The sequence below is a fragment of the Veillonella parvula genome, from assembly GCF_042850485.1.
Taxonomy (GTDB): domain Bacteria; phylum Bacillota; class Negativicutes; order Veillonellales; family Veillonellaceae; genus Veillonella; species Veillonella parvula_Q.
The window spans coordinates 1,725,421-1,746,176 of record NZ_AP031417.1; the positions used below are offsets into that span (position 1 = coordinate 1,725,421).

The 20,756-nt window shown below is 40.1% G+C and carries 18 protein-coding genes and 8 tRNA genes; 5 read left to right on the forward strand and 21 right to left on the reverse strand.

What is annotated here, in order from left to right; all coding sequences use genetic code 11:
* Nucleotides 1-148 precede the first annotated feature (148 nt).
* From tuf to hcp, 16 genes are all read right to left on the reverse strand, one after another.
* The gene (tuf, locus tag ACGHIY_RS07920) at nucleotides 149-1,336 is read right to left on the reverse strand and encodes an elongation factor Tu (RefSeq protein ID WP_012864763.1); all 1,188 of its coding nucleotides are present in this window, start codon (nucleotides 1,334-1,336) and stop codon (nucleotides 149-151) included.
* A 180-nt stretch (nucleotides 1,337-1,516) separates the two neighbouring features.
* Nucleotides 1,517-1,593 (reverse strand) — tRNA-Met (locus tag ACGHIY_RS07925).
* 5 nt (nucleotides 1,594-1,598) lie between these two features.
* A tRNA-Thr gene (locus ACGHIY_RS07930) sits at nucleotides 1,599-1,674 on the reverse strand.
* A gap of 31 nt (nucleotides 1,675-1,705) precedes the next feature.
* Nucleotides 1,706-1,781, reverse strand: a tRNA-Met gene (locus ACGHIY_RS07935).
* A gap of 5 nt (nucleotides 1,782-1,786) precedes the next feature.
* Nucleotides 1,787-1,871, reverse strand: a tRNA-Tyr gene (locus tag ACGHIY_RS07940).
* Nucleotides 1,872-1,881: 10 nt separating this feature from the next.
* Nucleotides 1,882-1,957 (reverse strand) — tRNA-Thr (locus ACGHIY_RS07945).
* 446 nt (nucleotides 1,958-2,403) lie between these two features.
* Complete coding sequence (gene brxF, locus ACGHIY_RS07950) at nucleotides 2,404-2,868, reverse strand: BREX-3 system P-loop-containing protein BrxF (protein ID WP_004695092.1); 465 nt, start codon at nucleotides 2,866-2,868, stop codon at nucleotides 2,404-2,406.
* A gap of 28 nt (nucleotides 2,869-2,896) precedes the next feature.
* Nucleotides 2,897-4,318: a hypothetical protein gene (locus ACGHIY_RS07955; RefSeq protein ID WP_390525458.1), complete on the reverse strand. Its 1,422-nt coding sequence runs from the start codon at nucleotides 4,316-4,318 to the stop codon at nucleotides 2,897-2,899.
* Nucleotides 4,315-4,968 (reverse strand): hydrogenase nickel incorporation protein HypB, encoded by a 654-nt coding sequence (hypB, locus tag ACGHIY_RS07960; protein WP_060919012.1) that lies wholly within the window; start codon nucleotides 4,966-4,968, stop codon nucleotides 4,315-4,317. Before hypB ends, ACGHIY_RS07955 begins: the two co-directional genes overlap by 4 nt.
* 15 nt (nucleotides 4,969-4,983) lie before the next feature.
* Nucleotides 4,984-5,325, reverse strand: coding sequence for a hydrogenase maturation nickel metallochaperone HypA (locus ACGHIY_RS07965; protein ID WP_008602471.1), 342 nt, complete (start codon nucleotides 5,323-5,325; stop codon nucleotides 4,984-4,986).
* Nucleotides 5,318-6,145 (reverse strand): bifunctional 5,10-methylenetetrahydrofolate dehydrogenase/5,10-methenyltetrahydrofolate cyclohydrolase, encoded by an 828-nt coding sequence (locus ACGHIY_RS07970; RefSeq protein ID WP_287518259.1) that lies wholly within the window; start codon nucleotides 6,143-6,145, stop codon nucleotides 5,318-5,320. The genes ACGHIY_RS07965 and ACGHIY_RS07970 overlap by 8 nt, the downstream gene beginning before the upstream one ends.
* 100 nt (nucleotides 6,146-6,245) lie before the next feature.
* Complete coding sequence (locus ACGHIY_RS07975) at nucleotides 6,246-8,213, reverse strand: penicillin-binding transpeptidase domain-containing protein (protein WP_004695087.1); 1,968 nt, start codon at nucleotides 8,211-8,213, stop codon at nucleotides 6,246-6,248.
* Nucleotides 8,213-9,631, reverse strand: a complete 1,419-nt coding sequence (locus ACGHIY_RS07980) for a CCA tRNA nucleotidyltransferase (protein WP_278618754.1) — start codon at nucleotides 9,629-9,631, stop codon at nucleotides 8,213-8,215. Before ACGHIY_RS07980 ends, ACGHIY_RS07975 begins: the two co-directional genes overlap by 1 nt.
* 69 nt (nucleotides 9,632-9,700) lie before the next feature.
* On the reverse strand, nucleotides 9,701-10,573 hold the full coding sequence (gene sdaAA, locus ACGHIY_RS07985) for an L-serine ammonia-lyase, iron-sulfur-dependent, subunit alpha (protein WP_316692916.1): 873 nt from the start codon (nucleotides 10,571-10,573) through the stop codon (nucleotides 9,701-9,703).
* An 11-nt stretch (nucleotides 10,574-10,584) separates the two neighbouring features.
* Entirely contained in the window at nucleotides 10,585-11,247 is a 663-nt protein-coding gene (gene sdaAB, locus ACGHIY_RS07990; protein ID WP_042976031.1) for an L-serine ammonia-lyase, iron-sulfur-dependent subunit beta, read from the reverse strand.
* Between the two features lie 436 nt (nucleotides 11,248-11,683).
* Entirely contained in the window at nucleotides 11,684-13,249 is a 1,566-nt protein-coding gene (gene hcp / locus ACGHIY_RS07995) for a hydroxylamine reductase (protein ID WP_004695081.1), read from the reverse strand.
* A 272-nt stretch (nucleotides 13,250-13,521) separates the two neighbouring features.
* Here hcp and ACGHIY_RS08000 point away from each other — a divergent pair, with 272 nt between their 5' ends.
* Nucleotides 13,522-14,247, forward strand: coding sequence for a Crp/Fnr family transcriptional regulator (locus ACGHIY_RS08000; RefSeq protein WP_004695080.1), 726 nt, complete (start codon nucleotides 13,522-13,524; stop codon nucleotides 14,245-14,247).
* A 165-nt stretch (nucleotides 14,248-14,412) separates the two neighbouring features.
* Here ACGHIY_RS08000 and ACGHIY_RS08005 read toward each other — a convergent pair whose 3' ends face one another.
* The 4 genes from ACGHIY_RS08005 to ACGHIY_RS08020 form a co-directional block, all read right to left on the reverse strand.
* Nucleotides 14,413-16,152 carry an LPO_1073/Vpar_1526 family protein gene (locus ACGHIY_RS08005; protein ID WP_287550392.1) on the reverse strand — a complete coding sequence of 580 codons (1,740 nt, stop codon included), beginning with the start codon at nucleotides 16,150-16,152 and terminating at the stop codon, nucleotides 14,413-14,415.
* A 9-nt stretch (nucleotides 16,153-16,161) separates the two neighbouring features.
* Complete coding sequence (locus ACGHIY_RS08010; protein WP_287550391.1) at nucleotides 16,162-16,713, reverse strand: TIGR01440 family protein; 552 nt, start codon at nucleotides 16,711-16,713, stop codon at nucleotides 16,162-16,164.
* 171 nt (nucleotides 16,714-16,884) lie between these two features.
* A complete protein-coding gene (locus tag ACGHIY_RS08015; protein ID WP_004695073.1) occupies nucleotides 16,885-17,445 on the reverse strand; it encodes a Fe-S-containing hydro-lyase in 561 nt (186 codons plus the stop codon).
* Between the two features lie 19 nt (nucleotides 17,446-17,464).
* Nucleotides 17,465-18,307, reverse strand: a complete 843-nt coding sequence (locus tag ACGHIY_RS08020; protein ID WP_004695072.1) for a fumarate hydratase — start codon at nucleotides 18,305-18,307, stop codon at nucleotides 17,465-17,467.
* 740 nt (nucleotides 18,308-19,047) lie between these two features.
* Between ACGHIY_RS08020 and ACGHIY_RS08025 the strand changes: the two genes are divergently transcribed.
* The 4 genes from ACGHIY_RS08025 to ACGHIY_RS08040 all read left to right on the forward strand — a co-directional run bounded on the left by ACGHIY_RS08025 (nucleotide 19,048) and on the right by ACGHIY_RS08040 (nucleotide 20,300).
* Nucleotides 19,048-19,123: transfer RNA gene (locus tag ACGHIY_RS08025), tRNA-Asn, on the forward strand.
* Between the two features lie 4 nt (nucleotides 19,124-19,127).
* Nucleotides 19,128-19,202, forward strand: a tRNA-Glu gene (locus ACGHIY_RS08030).
* A 4-nt stretch (nucleotides 19,203-19,206) separates the two neighbouring features.
* Nucleotides 19,207-19,282, forward strand: a tRNA-Val gene (locus ACGHIY_RS08035).
* A gap of 109 nt (nucleotides 19,283-19,391) precedes the next feature.
* On the forward strand, nucleotides 19,392-20,300 hold the full coding sequence (locus ACGHIY_RS08040) for a hypothetical protein (RefSeq protein ID WP_058948096.1): 909 nt from the start codon (nucleotides 19,392-19,394) through the stop codon (nucleotides 20,298-20,300).
* Between the two features lie 47 nt (nucleotides 20,301-20,347).
* Here the strand turns inward: ACGHIY_RS08040 and atpC are convergent, their stop codons facing one another.
* Complete coding sequence (gene atpC, locus ACGHIY_RS08045) at nucleotides 20,348-20,755, reverse strand: ATP synthase F1 subunit epsilon (protein ID WP_390525459.1); 408 nt, start codon at nucleotides 20,753-20,755, stop codon at nucleotides 20,348-20,350.
* Nucleotide 20,756: the final 1 nt, after the last annotated feature.

A 20,756-nucleotide genomic window follows, 5' to 3' on the forward strand; every position in this document is an offset into this window, starting at 1 on the left:
CATCATTGTTTCAATATATTAGCGATTCAATTCTATACTCTTAATCATCAATATATACAAAATAAAAGGGACCCATTGGGTCCCTTTTATTGAATCTAAAATTCAATTATATAGCTAATGTATCGATACATTGAGCTATAAACTTGTATTAACCTTCGATTTCTGTTACTACGCCAGCGCCTACTGTATGGCCACCTTCGCGGATCGCAAAGCGAAGACCTTCTTCGATAGCGATTGGAGTAATCAATTCGATTTCCATTGTTACGTTATCGCCAGGCATACACATTTCTACACCTTCAGGAAGGTTTACAACACCTGTTACGTCTGTTGTACGGAAGTAGAATTGTGGACGGTAGTTGGAGAAGAATGGAGTATGACGACCACCTTCTTCTTTAGTCAATACGTATACTTCTGCTTTGAATTTTGTGTGTGGGTTGATGGAACCTGGTTTAGCCAATACTTGACCACGTTCGATGTCTTTACGATCAACACCACGAAGCAATGCACCTACGTTGTCACCTGCTACTGCAGAATCCAACACTTTACGGAACATTTCAAGACCTGTTACTACGTATTGTTCAGCTTTTTCTTTCAAGCCTACTACTTCAACAGTATCACCAACGTTTACTTGACCACGTTCAACACGGCCAGTTGCTACTGTACCACGACCAGTGATTGTGAAAACGTCTTCCACAGGCATCAAGAATGGTTTATCAGTGTCACGAACTGGTGTTGGGATGTAGGAGTCTACAGCGTCCATCAATTCGTCAATTTTAGCTACATATTGAGCATCGCCTTCCAAAGCTTTCAACGCGGAACCTACAACGATAGGTACTTCGTCGCCAGGGAATTCGTAGGAAGAAAGAAGTTCACGAACTTCCATTTCTACCAATTCGATCAATTCTTCATCGTCAACCATGTCAGCTTTGTTCAAGAATACTACGATTGCAGGAACACCAACTTGGCGAGCCAACAAGATGTGTTCGCGAGTTTGAGGCATAGGGCCGTCAGCTGCGGATACAACCAAGATAGCGCCGTCCATTTGAGCCGCACCAGTAATCATGTTTTTAACATAGTCAGCATGGCCTGGGCAGTCAACGTGTGCATAGTGACGGTTAGCAGTTTCATACTCAACGTGTGCAGTGTTGATTGTGATACCGCGTTCACGTTCTTCTGGAGCTTTATCGATCATGCTGTAATCTTGGAAGTCAGCTTGACCTTTTTCAGCCAATACTTTAGTGATTGCAGCAGTCAAAGTAGTTTTACCATGGTCAACGTGACCGATTGTACCGATGTTAACATGCGGTTTCGTACGTTCAAATTTTTCTTTTGCCATTAGGATTATATCCTCCTTCACAAAAACAAATTACATTCTAGTATTAATATAATATATTAACCCTAATTTATCAATGGAATATAAGATTTCCTTACCTATTATTATACCATATATACAAAGTCTTAGAATAGCATGTCATATGTAAAGAAATAAAAAAATCCCCACCAAGGTGAGGTTTAATGGTGGCGGCACACGGATTTGAACCGCGGACACACCGGGTATGAACCGATTGCTCTAGCCAACTGAGCTATGCCGCCATGTATGGAGCTAGTGACCGGGATTGAACCGGTGACCTTATCCTTACCAAGGATACGCTCTGCCGACTGAGCTACACCAGCACAATGAACGATCATTTCACTGTGGTTTTTATGGTTGCGGGGACAGGACTTGAACCTGCGACCTTCGGGTTATGAGCCCGACGAGCTACCAACTGCTCCACCCCGCTATGAATGGTGGAGGGAGAAGGATTCGAACCTTCGAAGTCGAAGACGGCAGATTTACAGTCTGCTCCCTTTGGCCGCTCGGGAATCCCTCCATAAATAAAATGGAGCTGGCGATAGGAATTGAACCCACAACCTGCTGATTACAAGTCAGCTGCTCTACCTATTGAGCTACGCCAGCATCATTACGACAAGATGAATTGTATCACCTAGCACACTAAGTGTCAAGAACATTTAAAAACTTTTTTGAAGTTTTTCGTTCACTGTGGTCACTCTTAGTGCTTAATCATAATAACATGAAACGATACCCTATGCAAGTATTTTGTCAAAAAAAATTTATATTTTATCAATCCTCTATAAAATGCCTCGTTTTCAGTATATATCCAGTAATCAACTTTTATTTACTAGTATATTCTTTATATACCTTTACATAGTTTCATTCCTTACCAGTCCATGTCTGCTAACATCCATATTTCAGGTTTACTAAAATCAAATAATAGGAAATTACAAAACTATATTTTTTACCTAATAACTGTAATTATATAACTAAAAAAGGAGATAGCCCGCTATCTCCTTCTATACATCTATAGTTTTCCCTATATTCAACCAATATGTTCAAACATGCATTTAGTCGATTGCAATAACATGATCTGGATGTGCAATACTAACTACAGCATGTTTAGGATTATTGTTATGTTCTAAGTACAACTGGTCCCCTTCAATATGTCCACGCCAGCCAACGACAATAGGATACTTCTTACTAATAGTTTTTAACAACTCAAATGGTTTTAGATTTAAGATAGGTGCAAAGAATACATTAATACCATCTAGCAGAACTACTTCCGTATCGCTACGGCTAAGAGCACGGCAAATAACTTCTTCCGCTAATTGAGGCCGTTCATCACGAGGCACGAGCAAAAACTCTTCCTCGATGAGTTGCTTAGCTTCCAAGTATTTCCAGCCCTTCTGCTCAGACAGTTCACGAATTAGCAAACTTTTACCAGAACCTGGACCACCAACGATAAACAATATACGTTCATCATCACCTTGAATCTTTTCCCAACGTTCTTTTACATCTTGTACAGTAACCATACCCTTTGCCTCCTCGCTGTGACCTATCCTATTTTACAGGACGGTCAGATAACATAACGGATTTGATATATTGGTTTTTATCATCTAGGGCAAACTGTAAATAAGAGTTGCTTGCCGCTGGATTTTTATATTCATATACGGTAGACGTCCCCGCCTTTGTTGTAGATTCAACAATACGAGTTGGCATACCATACACAAAGAGCAATAAATATTTGGTATCACCCATTGCGATTCCACGACGTGTAGGCGTATACACATTTAATAATACGCGATTGATAAGATCTTTTTTATCTACACTCACACCGTATTCATTATAGCCAATAAAAGTGGAACCAAACAATATGCCTTGATGTTTCCAATCATTATTAGGATCATTAACAAAATGGTCATTCAACTTGAACCCACGCAATACAAAATCATCAGCCGTAAGTGTACCAGCTTCAAAATCATACACTTCAGCTTTCGGCAATCCAAATCTAGGCCATACTTGTCCACTAATAATATCTACAGCCTCTATATTACTTTGTTTAATGGTGAAAGCAATATATTCTTTTTGCTGACCAAGCATAGATTGTTGTTGGCTATTACTATTTGTATTCTCTACGGGACTCTTAAACTCCTTTTTTTGAGGCAATGAATTTTCGGAATGCCCCTCATAAAGGAAAATATATGTCTCATTTTTCTTATCACGCCACATCGCATTAGGACTGCCATAGGCAAATATCAATTCCATCCGTGTGCTACCAGAACCAATGTCGCGTACTGTATTAGAGCCTTTTTTCGTACTATGAATATTTGTAATAGTATTTGGTTCAAAGAAGTAAGTCGCCCCTTGCCCACGTAATTGATTGTTAACCAACAATTCTTGAGCAGGTCCAGTATATACAGTTACTGCTACATCTTTCATGTAATACGTAGTAAAGTTATCACGTACCTCAGTTTTTTCTACATCTTTTGGAACTTCAAACTGATCTCCCAATCGGTATGTGCCGATAGCATAGTCATCCTGAGAACCTAAAGGCGGTAAACTGTTTGCCGTATAAGACTTACCAATATCAGCTAAATTATTTTGAGTGATACTCGGCAAAGGACCTTCGTTCTCACTAGCCGCTTGCCAGAATTGTATAGAATCACCAAATTCAGTTACAGCCATTTGCTCTGCGAGCCATCCGGTTTTAGAACCTTCCTGTTTCGTTTTTGGATCTAGCTTAACAACTCTAACTGGTGCATTATCAAGGTAAGACAAGCTATCAACCTCACCAGTTCCATCTACACTACCATCATTGCTCGCATTAGCGGAATCTTGAGCTACAACGTTAGTGTCATCAGTAGTTTCTACTGCAACTGGATTAACAGTGGAAATGGCAGGCTCTGCTGCATAACTGATTGTAGTAGCACACAAGCCCACAAGGAGGGCCGCTACAATACGGCTCTTCATAGAATAGTTCATCGATTATTCTCCAACTGTGCACGCAACCAATTCAACCATGGTTCAAGACCGTTGTGGGCCGTGCAACTTACTTCAAAAATTTCTCCATTTGGATTTAAATTACGGATATCTTGTATTGCCTGCTCCTTTTTGAAAGGCACATAGGGCAATAAATCAATCTTGTTAATAAGGATGGCCTTAGACTCTTTAAAGATTAACGGATACTTAAGGGGCTTATCTTCACCTTCGGTAACAGATAAAACCGTCACTTTCATGCTTTCACCAATCTCAAATTCCGCAGGGCACACTAAATTGCCTACATTTTCGATAATAATCATATCGAGGTCATCAAGATTCAGATCACCTAAGGCATCTTGAATCATCTGTGCATCGAGATGGCACCCACCAACCGTATTAATCTGGATAACAGGCACACCCAACTCATGAATGCGCTTGGCATCCTTTGCCGTAAATAAATCGCCTTCAATAACGGCTAAGCGATACTCCTTTTTTAAATCTTGTAGGGTTGCCTCCAAAAGGGAAGTCTTACCTGCCCCAGGTGAACCTAACAGATTAAATACAAATATATTCTTTTCCTTAAACAACTGTTGTAAAGCCTCTGCAATAGCATCGTTTTTTGCCAGTACATTAGTTTTAACTTGAACTTGCATGCCCTAACCTTTCTATCAATCGATATCCATAGAGGTCACTTGTAACTCACGACCGCCTATAGTTTGTACGAAATGGCTGTCACAATAAGGACAAATAAACGTATAATTTTTTACAGAAAATATTTTATCACAATCTAAACACTTTCCTTCAATAGGAATAGTATTGATTTCTATGCGTGAGCCTTCCGCAGGGGTTCCCTTTGTAATGGCTTCCCAACAAAATAACAATGAATCAGGTTCTACCCCACTCATTAACCCTAAGTCTAGTTGAATAGAATGAATGACTGTCGCATCGTGTTGACGTAAGGTATCGAGCGCTACATCAAGAATACCTTCTGCTATAGACATCTCATGCATGGTATACCTCGTATACCGCTTCTAGCATCATTGTCGTTGTTACGGATCCAACACCTCCTGGTACAGGAGTAATGGCAGATGCAATATCTTTTACCGCATCATAATCAACATCACCTACAGTTTTGCCGTCCAGTTCATTAATACCTACATCAATAACAACAGCACCAGGCTTAATCATATTAGCAGTAATCATATGAGCACGACCAGCCGCAGCAATAATAATATCACCACGCTTTACTTGCTCTACTAGATCAGAAGTTCTAGAATGGCACATTGTAACAGTACCATGTGCAGCGAGTGCCATAAGCGCTACAGGTTTACCGATAACTTGGCTACGACCGACTACAACCACATGTTTTCCTTCTAAAGGAATATTATAGTGATTTAAAATAGCCATACAAGCCTTAGCCGTACAAGGAGCAAAGCCACCCTTACCAGCTGTTACTAAACCGATGTTATATGTTGTAAGACCATCAATATCTTTTTTAGGATCTAACATATCGATAAGAGCTTCTGTATCAATGTGTTTAGGCATTGGCATTAGCGGTAAAATTCCATGAATAGATGGATCAGTATTTAATTCATGCAACGCCGCTACTACTTCATCTTGCGTTGCCGTTTCAGGCAATTGCTTTAGCACAAAACCATAGCCAAAATTTTTAGCTGTTTTTTCCATAAATGTAGCATACATATGAGCGCCGTGGTCTTCACCGACAAGTAACACTGCCATAGTAATCACAGAGTTGCCTACTGCTGCAACTTTTTCTTGTAAAATCGCCTTGTGGGCATCTGCTACCGCTTTCCCTCGTAATTCGATCATAAGTATCTCCATTCATTCAAACTATTTATAAAAAAGGTGCCTCCTGAGAGGCACCAAAGTCTCTTATTCTATTATATAACGAACTGTCTATAATTTCTAATTATCTACTAAAGTGAACGGTAATTGCCGTCCCGGGTTGAACAGTAGTGCCCCCACTTTCATCTTGAGAAACGGCAATACCCGTTCCATCTGGCTTAAACGCAAGTCCCGCCTTATGTAACCAATCACGTACCTCACCATAGGTGAAGCCCGTAAAATTAGGTAATGTTACGGAACCATCACCAGAAAGATGTGGCTCTGGTAATGTATTGCTAGGTTTAACAGCTACAGGAGTACTATCTTTAACATATGGGCTCAATTGGTAGTACCGTACAAGTTGAGACACGATGTCTTTAAATACTGGCGCTGCAATTTGTCCACCATAAATAGACCCTTTTTGAGGATCGTCAATGGCTACAAGGACCACAAATTTTGGATCCTCTACAGGGCCAAAGCCGATAAAGGATGCAATGTATTGACCATCTAAATAGCCCCCACGTTTAGTGTCTAGTTTTTCTGCGGTACCAGTTTTACCACCGAAGTGGTAGCCTTCCACCATCGCTTTGTTACCACCGCCTTCAGACACTTCTTTTTCCAAGATATCTACAATAGTTTTTGCTGTTTCCTCTGGCACTGGTTGACCTACTACAGTATTTTCAGTAGTGCTTGTTACTTCCCCTTGCGCATTGCTATAAGACTTGATAATATGCGGACGCATCATAGCGCCCCCATTAGAAAGAGCACCAAAGGCACGTACCATTTGTAATGGCGTAACCGCAATACCTTGACCGATAGACATAGTCGCTACATCCAACTTACTCATATCTTCTGGATTATACAGGATACCTGCCCCTTCACCAGGCAATTCAATACCTGTTTCAGAGCCAAAACCATAATCGCGTACATATTTAGAAAGGATATCTGCTCCAGTTGTTGTACCAATTTCTGCCATACCTGTATTGATAGAATACTTCAAGATATCTAGCAATCGAACTGGTCCATAACCTTCACCATTCCAGTTTCTCATCACATGACCATTCGCTACAAAGGCCCCTTTATCATTGTACACTGTTTCTAATTTCCACTTTCCTGATGCAAGAGCTGCAGATGCAACGATTGGTTTGAATGTAGAACCTGGTTCGTATAAGTTAGTAACAGCAATATTTTTGAAAGCCTCTTCTCCACTTTGGTTATAATTGTTAGGATCATAGCTTGGACGATTTGCCATCGCAAGAATTTCACCAGTCTTAGGATCCATAACGATAACGCTAGCATGTTTAGCCCCTGTATCAGCCATCGCCTTATCAAGCGCACGTTCTGCAATAAATTGGATGGTCGCATCGATTGTTAATGTTACGCTTTTACCCTTATCAGGTAAGAACTTGGACAAAACGGAACCAAAGATAGCATTACCTTTGTTATCGGTAGCAACGATTTCTTGCTGCACACCACCCTTTAACTCTTCATCAAGGACCATTTCGAGACCATCAAGGCCTTTATCATCGGTTCCTACAAACCCCAGTATTTGAGCCGCTAGTACACCATTTGGGTAATAACGTTTGGACTCTTCCACAAAGTTAAGGCCCGCAATATTATTATCCTTAATGACTTGTGCCACCGCCTTAGACTTGTCCGCATCCATCATGCGATTAATCCATACGAAGGCAGAATCCTCTTGCAGAGCTTTCACAATATTTTCTTTTGACATGGTTACATATGGCGAAATGAGTTCCGCAATCTCTTGGGGAGACTGTTTAATCATCTTAGGGTCCGCATACAAAGATTTTGTAACCACACTCATCGCCAAAGGCTTACCATTACGGTCATAGATCGTACCGCGCGGTGATTGTAATTTTCTATCTACTTGAACCTGTAATAAATTTTTCTTCTCCAAGTCAAATGTATCAAAGACCTGCAACTGTGCCAAACGCCCTATGAGGACAAAGGCAACAGTCATGAGAATGGCAAGACACCAAGTAGTACGACTCCAACCACTCATGCGTCGCAACGCTTTATTTAGTAAATTCATCATTTCTCCACTGGACGGCGTAACTTATGGTCTAATGCGTCATATAGCGCATCTGGTTTATTAGGAATAACCCCATTTTGTACCTGACCTAATAAATACTGCAATCCTTCCCCTACTTGTTTCCCAGCGAGCTTAATCACTCGTTCGTCATAATTTAAGTCCTTGGTATGTACAGGCATCTCTAAACTAAGATCTGCCATACATTCTCCAAAGGCTAATGTTCCGTCTGTAGACGAGTAAGGTTTCCCACAACCTAATACATCGGCAGCACAAACCTTAGCTAATTGCTCCCATGCAGTGCGCATAATTTGGCTATCTCGGAATTCACCACTACGGGCTTCCTTGCGAAGCCATTTTTTCTCATTTGCATCGCCATTTTGTACAAAATAGTGAAAACGCATGTGGTTTTTCACTATCCACGCCACGCGTTTTACAAAGGTCTTCGGATATCCTAGTCGGGTTAATAACGTTTCTGCCATCTCCGCACCTAGTGTATCATGCCCACGATCCGTAAGGCGTCCATTAATAACAGCACGTATCGCTGGCATTCCCTTTGCCACATCATGTAATAAGGCACCCCAACGCAACACCAAATCCGGCTCCGTATGGGACACAACGGCTAGTGTATGATACCAACCATCGAATTCGTGAAAGTCCTTTTCTTGGGGCAAATTCACGAGATGATATAGTTCAGGCAAGATGGGAACCTCCCGAGCCGTACCATTTTCTACAACACGACAAGAGCATTCTGCCAAGCGGGATTGAACAAGGACATCAAGGCCTTTAGCCACCGCAGGCTCTAACATGAGACGATTAATCTCATTTCGTACACGTTCTAAAGACAAGCCAGGTACGCGGTGAAAAGCCTTAGGCATAGCCTCTAATAGATCTTTACTCGGCAAGAAATCCAACTTCGCCACAAAACGGCACGCCCTAAATAATCGTAACGCATCTTCTTCAAAACGTTCCTGCGCATTACCAATGGTTCGTAACATCTTATGTTTAATATCACGTCGTCCACCTACAAGGTCTATAACTTCACCATAACGGTTCATAGCCATGCCGTTGACAGTAAAATCACGACGCAACACATCTTCTTCTAAGGTATCGGCATAAGTAATTTCTTCGGGACGATGGCTATCTGCACCATATCGTTCTGTTCTATATGTAGCAATTTCATATGGCTTGCCCTCTAATGTAGCTACCACTACGCCAAAAGATTTTCCTACGAGGTCTGTCGTTTGAATATCATGACCGCGAAGAACCTCAATCACTGTATCGGGACGTGCAGACGTCACAATATCGAAGTCATGTGGCTTTTGATGCATCAAAATATCGCGCACAGCGCCGCCTATGATATAAGCTTCATGGCCGGCTTCTTCTAATACGGTCAATATTCGATTTGCTTGTTCCATCATACACGCTCCTTTCTGAACTAGTCTAATCTTTATTTTACTACAAATGAAAGCATGAAAAAAGTGCAATCCTTATAAGGATTGCACTCGTTCTGCAATAGCTGTACCTGTCGGTGTCACCGCAAGGCCGCCATCACTTGTTTCACGCAATGCTGCCGGCATAGCACGGCCTATATTATTCATCGCTTCAATGACTTCATCTGGTGGAATTTGGCTTTCAATATTCATTAACGCCATTTCAGATGCAGTAATAGCATGGACTGCATAAAAGCCATTACGCTTAACACATGGCACCTCTACGAGCCCTGCTACCGGATCACAAGCAAGTCCCAATAGATTTTTCATGCACAATGCAATAGCATGACCTACTTGACGTGGTGATCCACCCATCATTTCAACAATGGCCCCTGCCGCCATACACGCCGCTGTACCGATTTCCGCTTGGCAACCGCCAACAGCACCAGCAACACAAGCGCGATTTGCTACTACATTACCAATACCAGACGCAGCTAAGAAGCCTTTTACCACTGTAGCTCTATCTAATTGGTAGTGGTCCGCTACGGCTTTCACAGCACCAGGCATAACACCACAAGAGCCCGCCGTAGGACAAGCAACAATGCGGAACATCTTTGCATTTGCCTCATTTACAGCAATAGCATACGTCATTGCCTTATAAGCAATAACACTCATAAAACGAGGTGTTTGCCCATTAAGCTGTGCCGCTTGACCGCCTGACATACCAGAAGCCGTTTTCTCCGCATAAGCTATGCCATCTTGAATGGAGCTTTCAAAAATATCTAAGCGATTTTCTATTTCATGAACAACCGCATCTTTACTGCGGTCGTAATTCTCTAATTCATAACGCAATACTACATCGCCAAAAGAAATATTGTTTTCCTCACCTAGGCGAATAATATCTGCAATTGTATCATATGCATAACTCATCATTCGCCCTCCTATAATGCTTCAAATGTCATCACATCCTGGATGCCTGGAAACTCGCGCATAAACTGAACTGTAATAGGATTTACCACCGTATCTGTAGTAATAACCATGACTGCATCCTTATGCTTGCCCTTACGGAATACGCGCATCGTAGCGATGTTAATATCGGACTCGCTCAATGCTTGGCTAACAAGAGAAATCGCACCAGGTCTATCCTCATGGAACACAACGAGCGTAAACTCATCTCCTGTAATGGACATATCATTTCCATCTACTTCGGTAATCATAATCTGACCACCGCCGAGAGAGCGACCAATAACAGTCATATGACGATTATGTTCATCATACATATCAAAACGCACCACATTCGGATGCCCTACATCAAGAGGAGACTCAATAAAAGAAAACTCCATCCCCTTTTTTTTCGCTAATTCATGAGCAACTCGGATGTTCGCATCATCCTCTTTATAACCTAATAAGCCGCCAATCAAAGCACGATCCGTACCATGCCCTTTATAAGTTTTTGCAAAAGATCCATATAATGTTAAATCTACCTTTTTGGGAGTAGCACGAAAAATACACCGCGCCATCTTGCCTAGTCGCGCAGCACCCGCTGTATGCGAACTAGACGGACCAATCATAATAGGCCCTATAATATCAAAAATACTGTTCATACATACCTCTATATACACACAAATAATGTGAGAAATATCTTACTTACCTATAGTATAACAATCAATATTGATAAATGTCTATATGCACATTAGAGGCATCTTTGTGCGTCTATGAAGGACTACTATTTATATGAAAACTATCAAAGAATAGTATATTGATAAGACGCCTTTATATCTACAGTTATAAAAAGGAAAGACTATACTTATGCAGCGACATCAGGTCACGAGGAGCAAAGAAGTATAGTCTTTCCTTTTTAACTAAGTTGTGGATACAAAACTGGGCCCCATCAATATACAAACACTCGATAGATAGCTTTCACAATAATAGTAAAAAAACGCACCTAAGGATAACCCTAGGTGCGTTATTTATAACAACAGTCCTAAATCATAAAAGAGAGGGGACGTAGGACTGTAGTTAACAGATTAATAGATCCTATTAGCCCAAGATAGCTTTCATGTCAGCTTCTGGAGTTGTAATTGGATGTAATTGGAATTTTTCTACCAAAATGTTCAATACATTGCTGGAGAAGAATTTAGGCAAGGAAGGTCCGATGTAAATGTTACGGATACCCAATGCTAACAATGTTAACAAGATACATACCGCTTTTTGTTCGTACCAGGACAATACCAATGTCAATGGCAAGTCGTTTACATCACATTCAAATGCACCAGCTAAAGCTACTGCTACTTGAATAGCGGAGTAAGCATCGTTACATTGACCCATATCAAGGATACGAGGGATACCACCGATTTCGCCGATATTCATGTCGTTGAAACGGAATTTACCACAAGCCAATGTCAATACTACAGTATCATTTGGAGTTTGTTTAACGAATTCAGTGTAGTAGTTACGGCCTACTTTAGCACCGTCACAACCACCTACCAAGAAGAAGTGTTTAATAGCGCCAGCTTTTACAGCATCAATTACTTTATCAGCAATACCCAATACTGTGCCATGACCGAAACCTGTGGTTACTTCATGACCACCGTTGATACCAGTGAATTCTTGAGCTTCTTTGTAGCCGCCCAATTCGATAGCACGGTTGATAACTGCGGAGAAGTCTTTAGTACCATCTTCTTTTTCTTCGATATGTGCACAACCATCGAAACCTACCATATCTGTAGTGAAGATATTAGCTTTGTAGTTTTCTTTTGGTGGCATAATGCAGTTTGTAGTGAACAAGAATGCGCCAGGAACATCAACAAATTCTTTTTGTTGGTTTTGCCATGCTGTACCGAAGTTACCTTTCAATTGAGGATGTTTCTTCAATTCAGGATAAGCGTGGCAAGGCAACATTTCACCATGAGTATAGATATTTACACCTTTACCATCAGTTTGTTCCAATAATTGTTTCAAGTCATGAAGGTCATGACCAGTTACAACGATGAAAGGACCTGGTTCTACAGTCAAAGGAACTGTAGTTGGTACAGGTGTACCATATGTTTCAGTATTAGCTTTATCAAGAACAGCCATACATTTCAAGTTAATTTGACCAAATTCCATCAAAAGATCAAGCCATTCTTCAGCGCTGTGATCTTTAGCGAATTCTACCATGCCTTTAACGAACCAAGCGTCAACATCAGCATCGTGGAAGCCAAGGCGAGCAGCATGCCATGCGTACGCAGCCATACCACGCATACCTAACAATAATGTGGAGCGAAGGGATACGATGTCTTCTTCACCTTTCCACAATTGTTCCCAATCAAAGTTTTGTTGAGCGCTATCCACTTTTGCATGGTAAGCATTTACTTCGTCAATGAATTCTTGAACGCGGTCTTCAGAGAAGTTTACGTTTGTTACACACATGAACAAACCGCGCATAATATAATCGATACCTTCTTTAGTATGACCCTTTACGTCTAAAGCGCGAGCCAAGCCAACTAAAGCAGCAGTTAATTCGTCTTGTAAGTTAGCAACTGGTGCAGTTTTACCACATACACCTTGTACAGTACAGCCACCTGGTGCTGCAGATTGTTCGCATTGATAACAGAACATGCTCATTTGAAAATCCTCCTTTGCGAGACTTCCTCGCAGTCAAGCTAGATAATATAAAACCTATACATTACACTGATGTTTTATCAGTTGTCTGATTGATTACATTTGAAAGTATAACGTAAAGATGATACAATTTCTGTAGCTTGAGCAACAAATAAAAACTTTTTCAAAAATTTTCCTGACTCCCCTTATGGAACAGGTAGACCATTCGGTCTTATACTTTTATTATACAATAATCATTTTTAATTGCTATAGACTTTATCACACCGGAGGTGCCTATGAAACAAATACTTTCAAACGATATCATTAATCAATATATGCCCACCCTCGTGAAATGTCCTTTATTCAATACATTAGGAGAGCCAGAGCTGCGTGGCTATTTAAATAATGCCAAAGTTATCATCCACAGTTACAAAAAAAACGATTTTATAGCCCTCGCTGGAGATCCTATGGAGGGTATCGGCGTCATCCTTGAGGGCAGCGCTTTACTAACTCGTGAAAATGTCATGGGCCAACGGGTTATTATGGCAAACTTAGAACAATCAGATATTTTCGGAGAAGCACTACTATTTAGTAAACAGCCTTTATGGCCTGCTACCATTAAGGCAACAAAAGCAACTAAAATTATGTTTATTCCGCTTGAAACCTTTATTAAAACATTGCCGGATTGTCATCAATGCCAAACTAAAATCCTATCTAATCTATTAGAGGATTTATCTGAAAAAGCAATTCTATTAACCAGAAAAGTCCACTACCTCACATTAAAAGGGATGCGCGAAAAGATTTTTGCGTACTTAACAGATATTTATAAACGTCAGCATTCTAACACAATTCAATTACCCCACAACCGCGAGCAAATGGCTGAGGTACTCAATGTATCTCGCACAGCCCTTAGCCGTGAACTAGGGCGCCTTCGCGATGAAGGTCTCATTGATATTACAGGGCGCACCGTAACAATTAAAAACATTGAAGACATTGAAGAATTCGGCTTTAACACCTTTTAATACTTAATGGCTATTAAATTTAACAAACTAAAAAGTCTCTCAAGATTATCTTGAGAGACTTTTTTATTACACGACTCATAAAGTATATAACGGTTTTAAGTATATACCCATATTAATAACTATATTATATAATTTTTCAAATTATATAGTACTTAAAATTATACATCAGAACCAATGAGACAAATCAAATTCTTCACCAATGGTTGCTTTCACATGAGCACGGCCTAAGTAAAGGCCTAACAATGTTAAGCTAATTTTAGACATTGGCGTGCTATCAAAGACATCAGCTAAATCCAATAGAACCGGTGAAATATCATCCATAATATCACGCGCCTCTTGGCCCCTGAAAGCAGTAGGTTTGCTCTTCATCAGAGCTAAAAGATCACGTTGAACCATAGCATTAGAAATTCGTGTTTGTCTAAAGAATTGTGGTGCCAAAGACTCATCTACCAAGGCTAATTTATAAAGATTGGAGTTCAAGCTACGCACCACATAACGTGGATCTACACCATGACCATCTGTAGCACGGAAGAGTTCTTCCTTAGAAAAACCACGATAGTTAAATACAAACGGATATGAATTAGACAACACTTGGCATAAAGTGATAGGCTCTTGTTCTTCTTGTGTACAGCGTAAATAGTCTAGCTGGCGATAGAAGGAATCATTTCGAGGCAAATCAGAGATGAATGGCTCAATATATTTTTCCACATAATGTTGGAAGTGAATTAATCCATAGTTATTGGAATTTCTAGAATATTGCAACAATAATGTTAAAGCCATAACTTGGAAATGGCCTAGTGTTAAATGAGGTAATACACGCAATGCATCAAATGCTACGAGGTATGGCGTACTAGATTTAGGAGATTGAACTACATCTAGAAAAGCACCTAACGCAGCGGACTTCATCCACTCCGTATTTGTAGCGGCATATGCCTTTTGCATACTCATCAACGCTTCTTGAATAACAATATTCTCTAGTAATGCATTCACTTCAACAATTTTTGTAATATTGAGAGCTGCTAAAGCATCTCTTGTAATAGATTCTACATAGTGTTGCGTATCACCATGTAACACCCCAAAGGAATGAACAAATGGTGCTATAGCCAACTCAACGCATTTATCCTCATGCGCCGCTTTTGCCCATTGACCATGCGGTTCCTCCTCTTCAGTTAAACTTGTTGCCGCCAATTGTGCTTCAATTTCAGAAGCATCAAACAAACGCGTTTCATCTAATACCGATGGACCTTCCGCGGTTTGTATTTCGTTCGCACCACCTATCATCTGTGTAGCATCTATGCTATCCGCTTCATCAGCTTCAAAGGCTTCCACAGATTCACCCATAGCAATTGTATCTTCAACAGAGTTTGCGTTATTGAGAAGTTCATCTGTAACAACATCGAGGACAATAGTTTTATCCACCAACGGAGTAACACCTTGATTAGCTTGATTAGCTTGCTTAAGATCTGATACGGCTGTCATCACAATGGTTTCATCCCCTATTGGTGTGCCATTATCCGAACCTAATGCTAACGCATATTCTCCCTCTGAAACATGACTTGAATTAGACTTTAGAGTACTTCTTCTATTATAAGAGGTATCTATAGGATCAACCAGAGGTTCAGCCGGTTCTCGCTCTTCACCGACCACCGTTTCAACTGTATCCGGAATTGATGCAGTATATACATTAGTCCCACTCGTATGTGTGATTGTTACATTGCCCTCTTGCGACTCCGTTGCAAATATAACATCATGATGCTCTTTAAGATTATTTTTATTACTTATGTTTTTATAGGATTTTTCTTTTGCCTTACTTTCACCATCACCACCGCTAAATACAGCATAGCAAACAGCAAAGAATCCCAATGCCACGACGGCTAATACAAAATACGGTATTAGGTTTGACATACTATCCCCCTACATCAATGCTTCATTATATGCAGCACGCTCACCGCCAATGCTCTTCGGACGAACACGACAAGCGGTCACATGTGCTTTCCCAATTTCTTTCACACAAAGACGTACAGGCACTGCAACGTGTTTCATGTGCATACCAATGAAAGTATCTCCAATATCGATGCCCACTTCAGCTTGAATAAATTCAACCATCACAGGATCATCAAAATGTTCGTACGCCACCACAGCCAGGGCACCACCCGCATGACGTTGAGGAACAACATTAACTTCCTCCTCCCATGTCATAGCGCTACGGTCCATAACAAGTGCACGATTAATATGTTCACAACATTGAATCGCCAAGTTAAGTCCTTTAGCCTTAACAGCATTGTATATTTCATCAAATACGACCTGAGCCACATCAAGGTGAGAGTCAGTGCCGATTTTTTTACCTACAATTTCGCTAGTGGAACAGCCAACAACGAATAATTGACCTTCGCGAACCTTTGCTAAATCAAGTAATTCAGCCATCGCGTTGCGAGTTGACTGACGAATAGTTTCTACAGAAGTCATGTTATCGCCTCACTCAAATTGAATGTATAAAATCTATATGTATATTATCATAAAACCGACAGAATCGGTAGACTAAACTCTACACGTAACGGATGAACATCATATGATTATGGCTTAACAACAAAAAGAGGCTTGCTTTAGCAAGCCTCTTTCTATCACTCAATGGTGATATTAGATTTTTCTGTAAGGTTTTTGGCCTAATTCGTAGAAGTTATTACCTTCAGTATCGCCAACTACGATGCAAGGGAAATCTTCAACAGTCAATTCAGCCAAAGCTTCTGGTCCAAGTTCACCATAAGCAAGTACTTCATATTTTTTGATGGATTTTGCAATCAATGCTGCCGCGCCACCAACTGCTGCGAAGTATGTGCAACCATTTTTCTTCATGGATTCAACTACTTCTGGTTTACGGGAACCTTTACCAATCATGCCTTTGATACCTTGATCAAGCATTGTTGGTGTGTAAGCATCCATACGACCGGAAGTTGTAGGACCAGCGGAACCAATTGGATCACCAGGTTTTGCAGGTGTTGGTCCAAGATAATAAACAAACTTATTTGTCCAGTCGATTGGCAATTTTTCACCACGCGCTAAAGCTTCAGTCATAACTTTATGAGCAGCGTCACGAGCGGAGTAAATTTTACCAGTAATAAGAACGCTATCACCAACTTTTAATTTGCGGGAAAACTCTTCATTATATTCTTCAGTATTAATGCGAATTGATTCAGCCATTGTTTTTACCTCCTATCGATTAAAGTACTACGTGAGCATGACGAGCAGCATGGCACATGATAGTAACTGCAACAGGAAGACCTGCGATGTGAGTTGCACCCCATTCGATGTTTACACCGATACAAGTTGTAGTGCCACCCAATTGTGGTCCAATACCAGTTTTGTTAACCATTTCCATGATTTCTTCTTCTAATTTTGCATAGTCTGCATCTTTATGAGGTACACTAATGTCACGAAGCAACGCTTTTTTGGACATAACAGCTGCTTGGTCCATAGTACCGCCAATACCAATGCCGAGTACGATTGGAGGGCATGGGTTAGGGCCTGCATGTTTTACGATTTCAAGGACTGCATTTTTAACGCCTTCCACACCATCAGCAGGTACGAGCATAGCTACATCGGATTTATTTTCAGAACCGAAACCTTTTAATTCTACTTGAATATCTACTTTATCGCCAGGAACGATTTCAGTGTAGATGATTGCAGGTGTGTTATTTTGTGTATTTTTACGGTTGAACAATGGTTCAGCTACAACGGATTTACGAAGATAACCTTCAACATAACCAGCTGCAACACCAGCATTGATAGCTTCTGTAAGATCACCACCAACGAAATGAACATCTTGACCAACTTTTAAGAATACCATAGTCATACCAGTATCTTGGCAGTATGGACGATCTTCAGCATCGGCAATTTCTGCATTTTTAATAATTTGATCAAGAACGATACGACCTACCGAAGACTCTTCTGTTTCACGGCCTTTTTTCAAACCTTCATAGATGTCTTTTGGCAAGTGGTAAGCTGCGTCCATACACATTTGACGGACTGTTTTTGTGATTTCAGATACTTGAATCTCGCGCAAGATAATCCCTCCTCAGGAAAATAGTTGAATATTAATTCTAATACCGATGAGATAAAATAAAATTCTCAAACATATGAAAGAATATCTATCTCAAACCGATGAGATTAACTCTATACATAAATCGTAGCACACAATATAAGGGGATTCAACGTCTCACCTATACAGTTTTCTCAATGCTTTTCCAGTTTTTGAGAATTGTTTTCATGAATATTTTTGTATATATTTCGGTTTTTCAATAGCCTACATAGACTTTATTCTCCAGTCACTAAAAAAGCCCCATTCTGTGATAAAAGTCATAGTCTATCACATATCAATAAGATTTTAATATCTTATATTTTTACCTACTTTCTTATATATAAATTTGGTTTAAAATGAACCACAAACATAGACTATATCTAATAAGATAAATACACTTTCATCTTAACTGATACTACTTTTCAACTAAATCTTTTAAACTTTTCTATAATGCATATGTATACCGATTATCTTCAATATACTTATATTGCTAACTCCCATTCATTTAGAGCCATACAATCACCTTAGAACGCAGTAAATATCTATAGTTAATAAGCTCTATAGATTTTATTAATTTTAATGACTCTCTCATCAAAATTATTGATAACTAATTTTATTTATAAAGTTATGTCTTTTAGTCATAATTGACAATATCTATTTTATAGTGTTCTAAAAAAAATGCTTGCTTTTATAATTAAACTAACATATAATAACAATCGTACCATTCCTCGATAGCTCAGTCGGTAGAGCAATCGGCTGTTAACCGATCGGTCGTAGGTTCGAGTCCTACTCGAGGAGCCATTTTGGCCCGTTGGTCAAGCGGTTAAGACACCGCCCTTTCACGGCGGTATCCCGGGTTCGATTCCCGGACGGGTCACCACCATGGACGATTAGCTCAGCTGGGAGAGCGCCTGCCTTACAAGCAGGATGTCGGCAGTTCGATCCTGTCATCGTCCACCAGACTAAAGAAGCAAGCTATTAAGCTTGCTTCTTTTTTTTGTATATATGATATAATAATATAAATTGTATAATTTGTAATTTTAAAAGAGTTTTATTAAGAGGAGGAATTATGTTACATAACTTCGGACTCTATAAACGTCCACTACTTACAGTACTTGCTGTACTACTCACAACTGCATTTACAACAGCCAGTGCCGCTATGATCGATTTGAGTCAGTTAACACCAAATACAACACAACCTGTAGCTCTTAGCACTATACAAAGTAGCACAAGTAATGAAGCTCCTACATTAGCCCCTGAAACGAATATGGAGCCTGTCATAAAAGTGGCTGCAACACCAACATCTACACCGATTTCTGGAGCTCCAGAAAAAGCCACAATTAATACTTCTAGTACAAGTCATGATGGACACTTAGAAAACTTTCCGAGCCGTAAAGTTACTATTGTTGTACCAGCAAATTTGCGCAATGAAAACACAGCTCAATTTGGTCGCTACATGACAGATCGCTTATCAAATACACTTAAATATCCTTACTATAATACAACCATCGTAAGTACTAACACACCAACTGCAGAAATTAAAGCCGCTGATCTTGCTCAAATTGCAGAGGCCCAAAATTCTGAAATCGTTATTATGCCTGTACCATTACAAGACGTATATGTACAAGTTAATACTATTAATAGCCCAGATCCGTATAATAAGGATAATCATGAAATTTATATCGCCGCAAAGGTTAATGCCCTTTTATACTATTATGATGTAAACGATAAGATAATCCATACTGTTCGTACGGGCTTCAACCAAACTGATGACTCTTTGACTATGCCAACACATAAATCAGTTTGGAACAAAGTTATGACTATATTACTTGATAAATTACCATATAAACGAATTCCAACAGACCGTGACCGTTACCAAGCACCTGGTATCAATTCTGAGGCACCTGTTGTACTAGATTTTCAAGTAGAACAACCTAAGAATACTGCGTACTCCTTAAAAGGTGTGAGCGTTTTATAATCAAAATTAGAAAGATAAAAAGGCTAGCCAGCTGGCTAGCCTTTTTCTTATAACATTTTTGTAACATGCAAGCGCAATAAGGCACGTTGCAATGCTGCTTCCGCTCTTTCTACATCAATATCAGGTGTAGGATTTGATAACCGACCTTCAGCACGCTCTTTAGCTCGACGAGCACGTTCCACATCAATGGATGTTGGATCTTGACAGTCAGGGGTTACAATACTCACCTTATTATGTTCAATTTCACAGAAGCCCCCAAATACAGCATATTCACGAGATGTTCCATCTGGTTGATCAATGCGTAAAGGTGCCAAGTCTAATGCGATAATCATAGGTGCATGATTTGGCAAAACACCAAATTGACCATCGATGGCTTTGCCTACAAAGAATGTAGACTTGCCTTCAAAGACAATCGCATCAGGTGTGATGATCTGTAGGGACATAGGTTCCGCCATG

Bases quoted from the DNA above. Each gene is read 5' to 3' on its own strand.
- ACGHIY_RS07970 (WP_287518259.1), bottom strand. From the start codon at position 6,145: ATGATCGAATTACGAGGGAAAGCGGTAGCAGATGCCCACAAGGCGATT.
- ACGHIY_RS08010 (WP_287550391.1), bottom strand. From the start codon at position 16,713: ATGACTTCTGTAGAAACTATTCGTCAGTCAACTCGCAACGCGATGGCT.
- sdaAA (WP_316692916.1), bottom strand. From the start codon at position 10,573: ATGAGTTATGCATATGATACAATTGCAGATATTATTCGCCTAGGTGAG.
- ACGHIY_RS08000 (WP_004695080.1), top strand. From the start codon at position 13,522: ATGAAACAAATACTTTCAAACGATATCATTAATCAATATATGCCCACC.
- ACGHIY_RS07965 (WP_008602471.1), bottom strand. From the start codon at position 5,325: ATGCATGAGATGTCTATAGCAGAAGGTATTCTTGATGTAGCGCTCGAT.
- ACGHIY_RS07980 (WP_278618754.1), bottom strand. From the start codon at position 9,631: ATGATGGAACAAGCAAATCGAATATTGACCGTATTAGAAGAAGCCGGC.
- ACGHIY_RS08005 (WP_287550392.1), bottom strand. From the start codon at position 16,152: ATGTCAAACCTAATACCGTATTTTGTATTAGCCGTCGTGGCATTGGGA.
- atpC (WP_390525459.1), bottom strand. From the start codon at position 20,755: ATGGCGGAACCTATGTCCCTACAGATCATCACACCTGATGCGATTGTC.
- ACGHIY_RS08040 (WP_058948096.1), top strand. From the start codon at position 19,392: ATGTTACATAACTTCGGACTCTATAAACGTCCACTACTTACAGTACTT.
- sdaAB (WP_042976031.1), bottom strand. From the start codon at position 11,247: ATGAACAGTATTTTTGATATTATAGGGCCTATTATGATTGGTCCGTCT.
- ACGHIY_RS07955 (WP_390525458.1), bottom strand. From the start codon at position 4,318: ATGAACTATTCTATGAAGAGCCGTATTGTAGCGGCCCTCCTTGTGGGC.
- tuf (WP_012864763.1), bottom strand. From the start codon at position 1,336: ATGGCAAAAGAAAAATTTGAACGTACGAAACCGCATGTTAACATCGGT.
- ACGHIY_RS08015 (WP_004695073.1), bottom strand. From the start codon at position 17,445: ATGGCTGAATCAATTCGCATTAATACTGAAGAATATAATGAAGAGTTT.
- brxF (WP_004695092.1), bottom strand. From the start codon at position 2,868: ATGGTTACTGTACAAGATGTAAAAGAACGTTGGGAAAAGATTCAAGGT.
- hypB (WP_060919012.1), bottom strand. From the start codon at position 4,968: ATGCAAGTTCAAGTTAAAACTAATGTACTGGCAAAAAACGATGCTATT.
- ACGHIY_RS07975 (WP_004695087.1), bottom strand. From the start codon at position 8,213: ATGAATTTACTAAATAAAGCGTTGCGACGCATGAGTGGTTGGAGTCGT.
- hcp (WP_004695081.1), bottom strand. From the start codon at position 13,249: ATGAGCATGTTCTGTTATCAATGCGAACAATCTGCAGCACCAGGTGGC.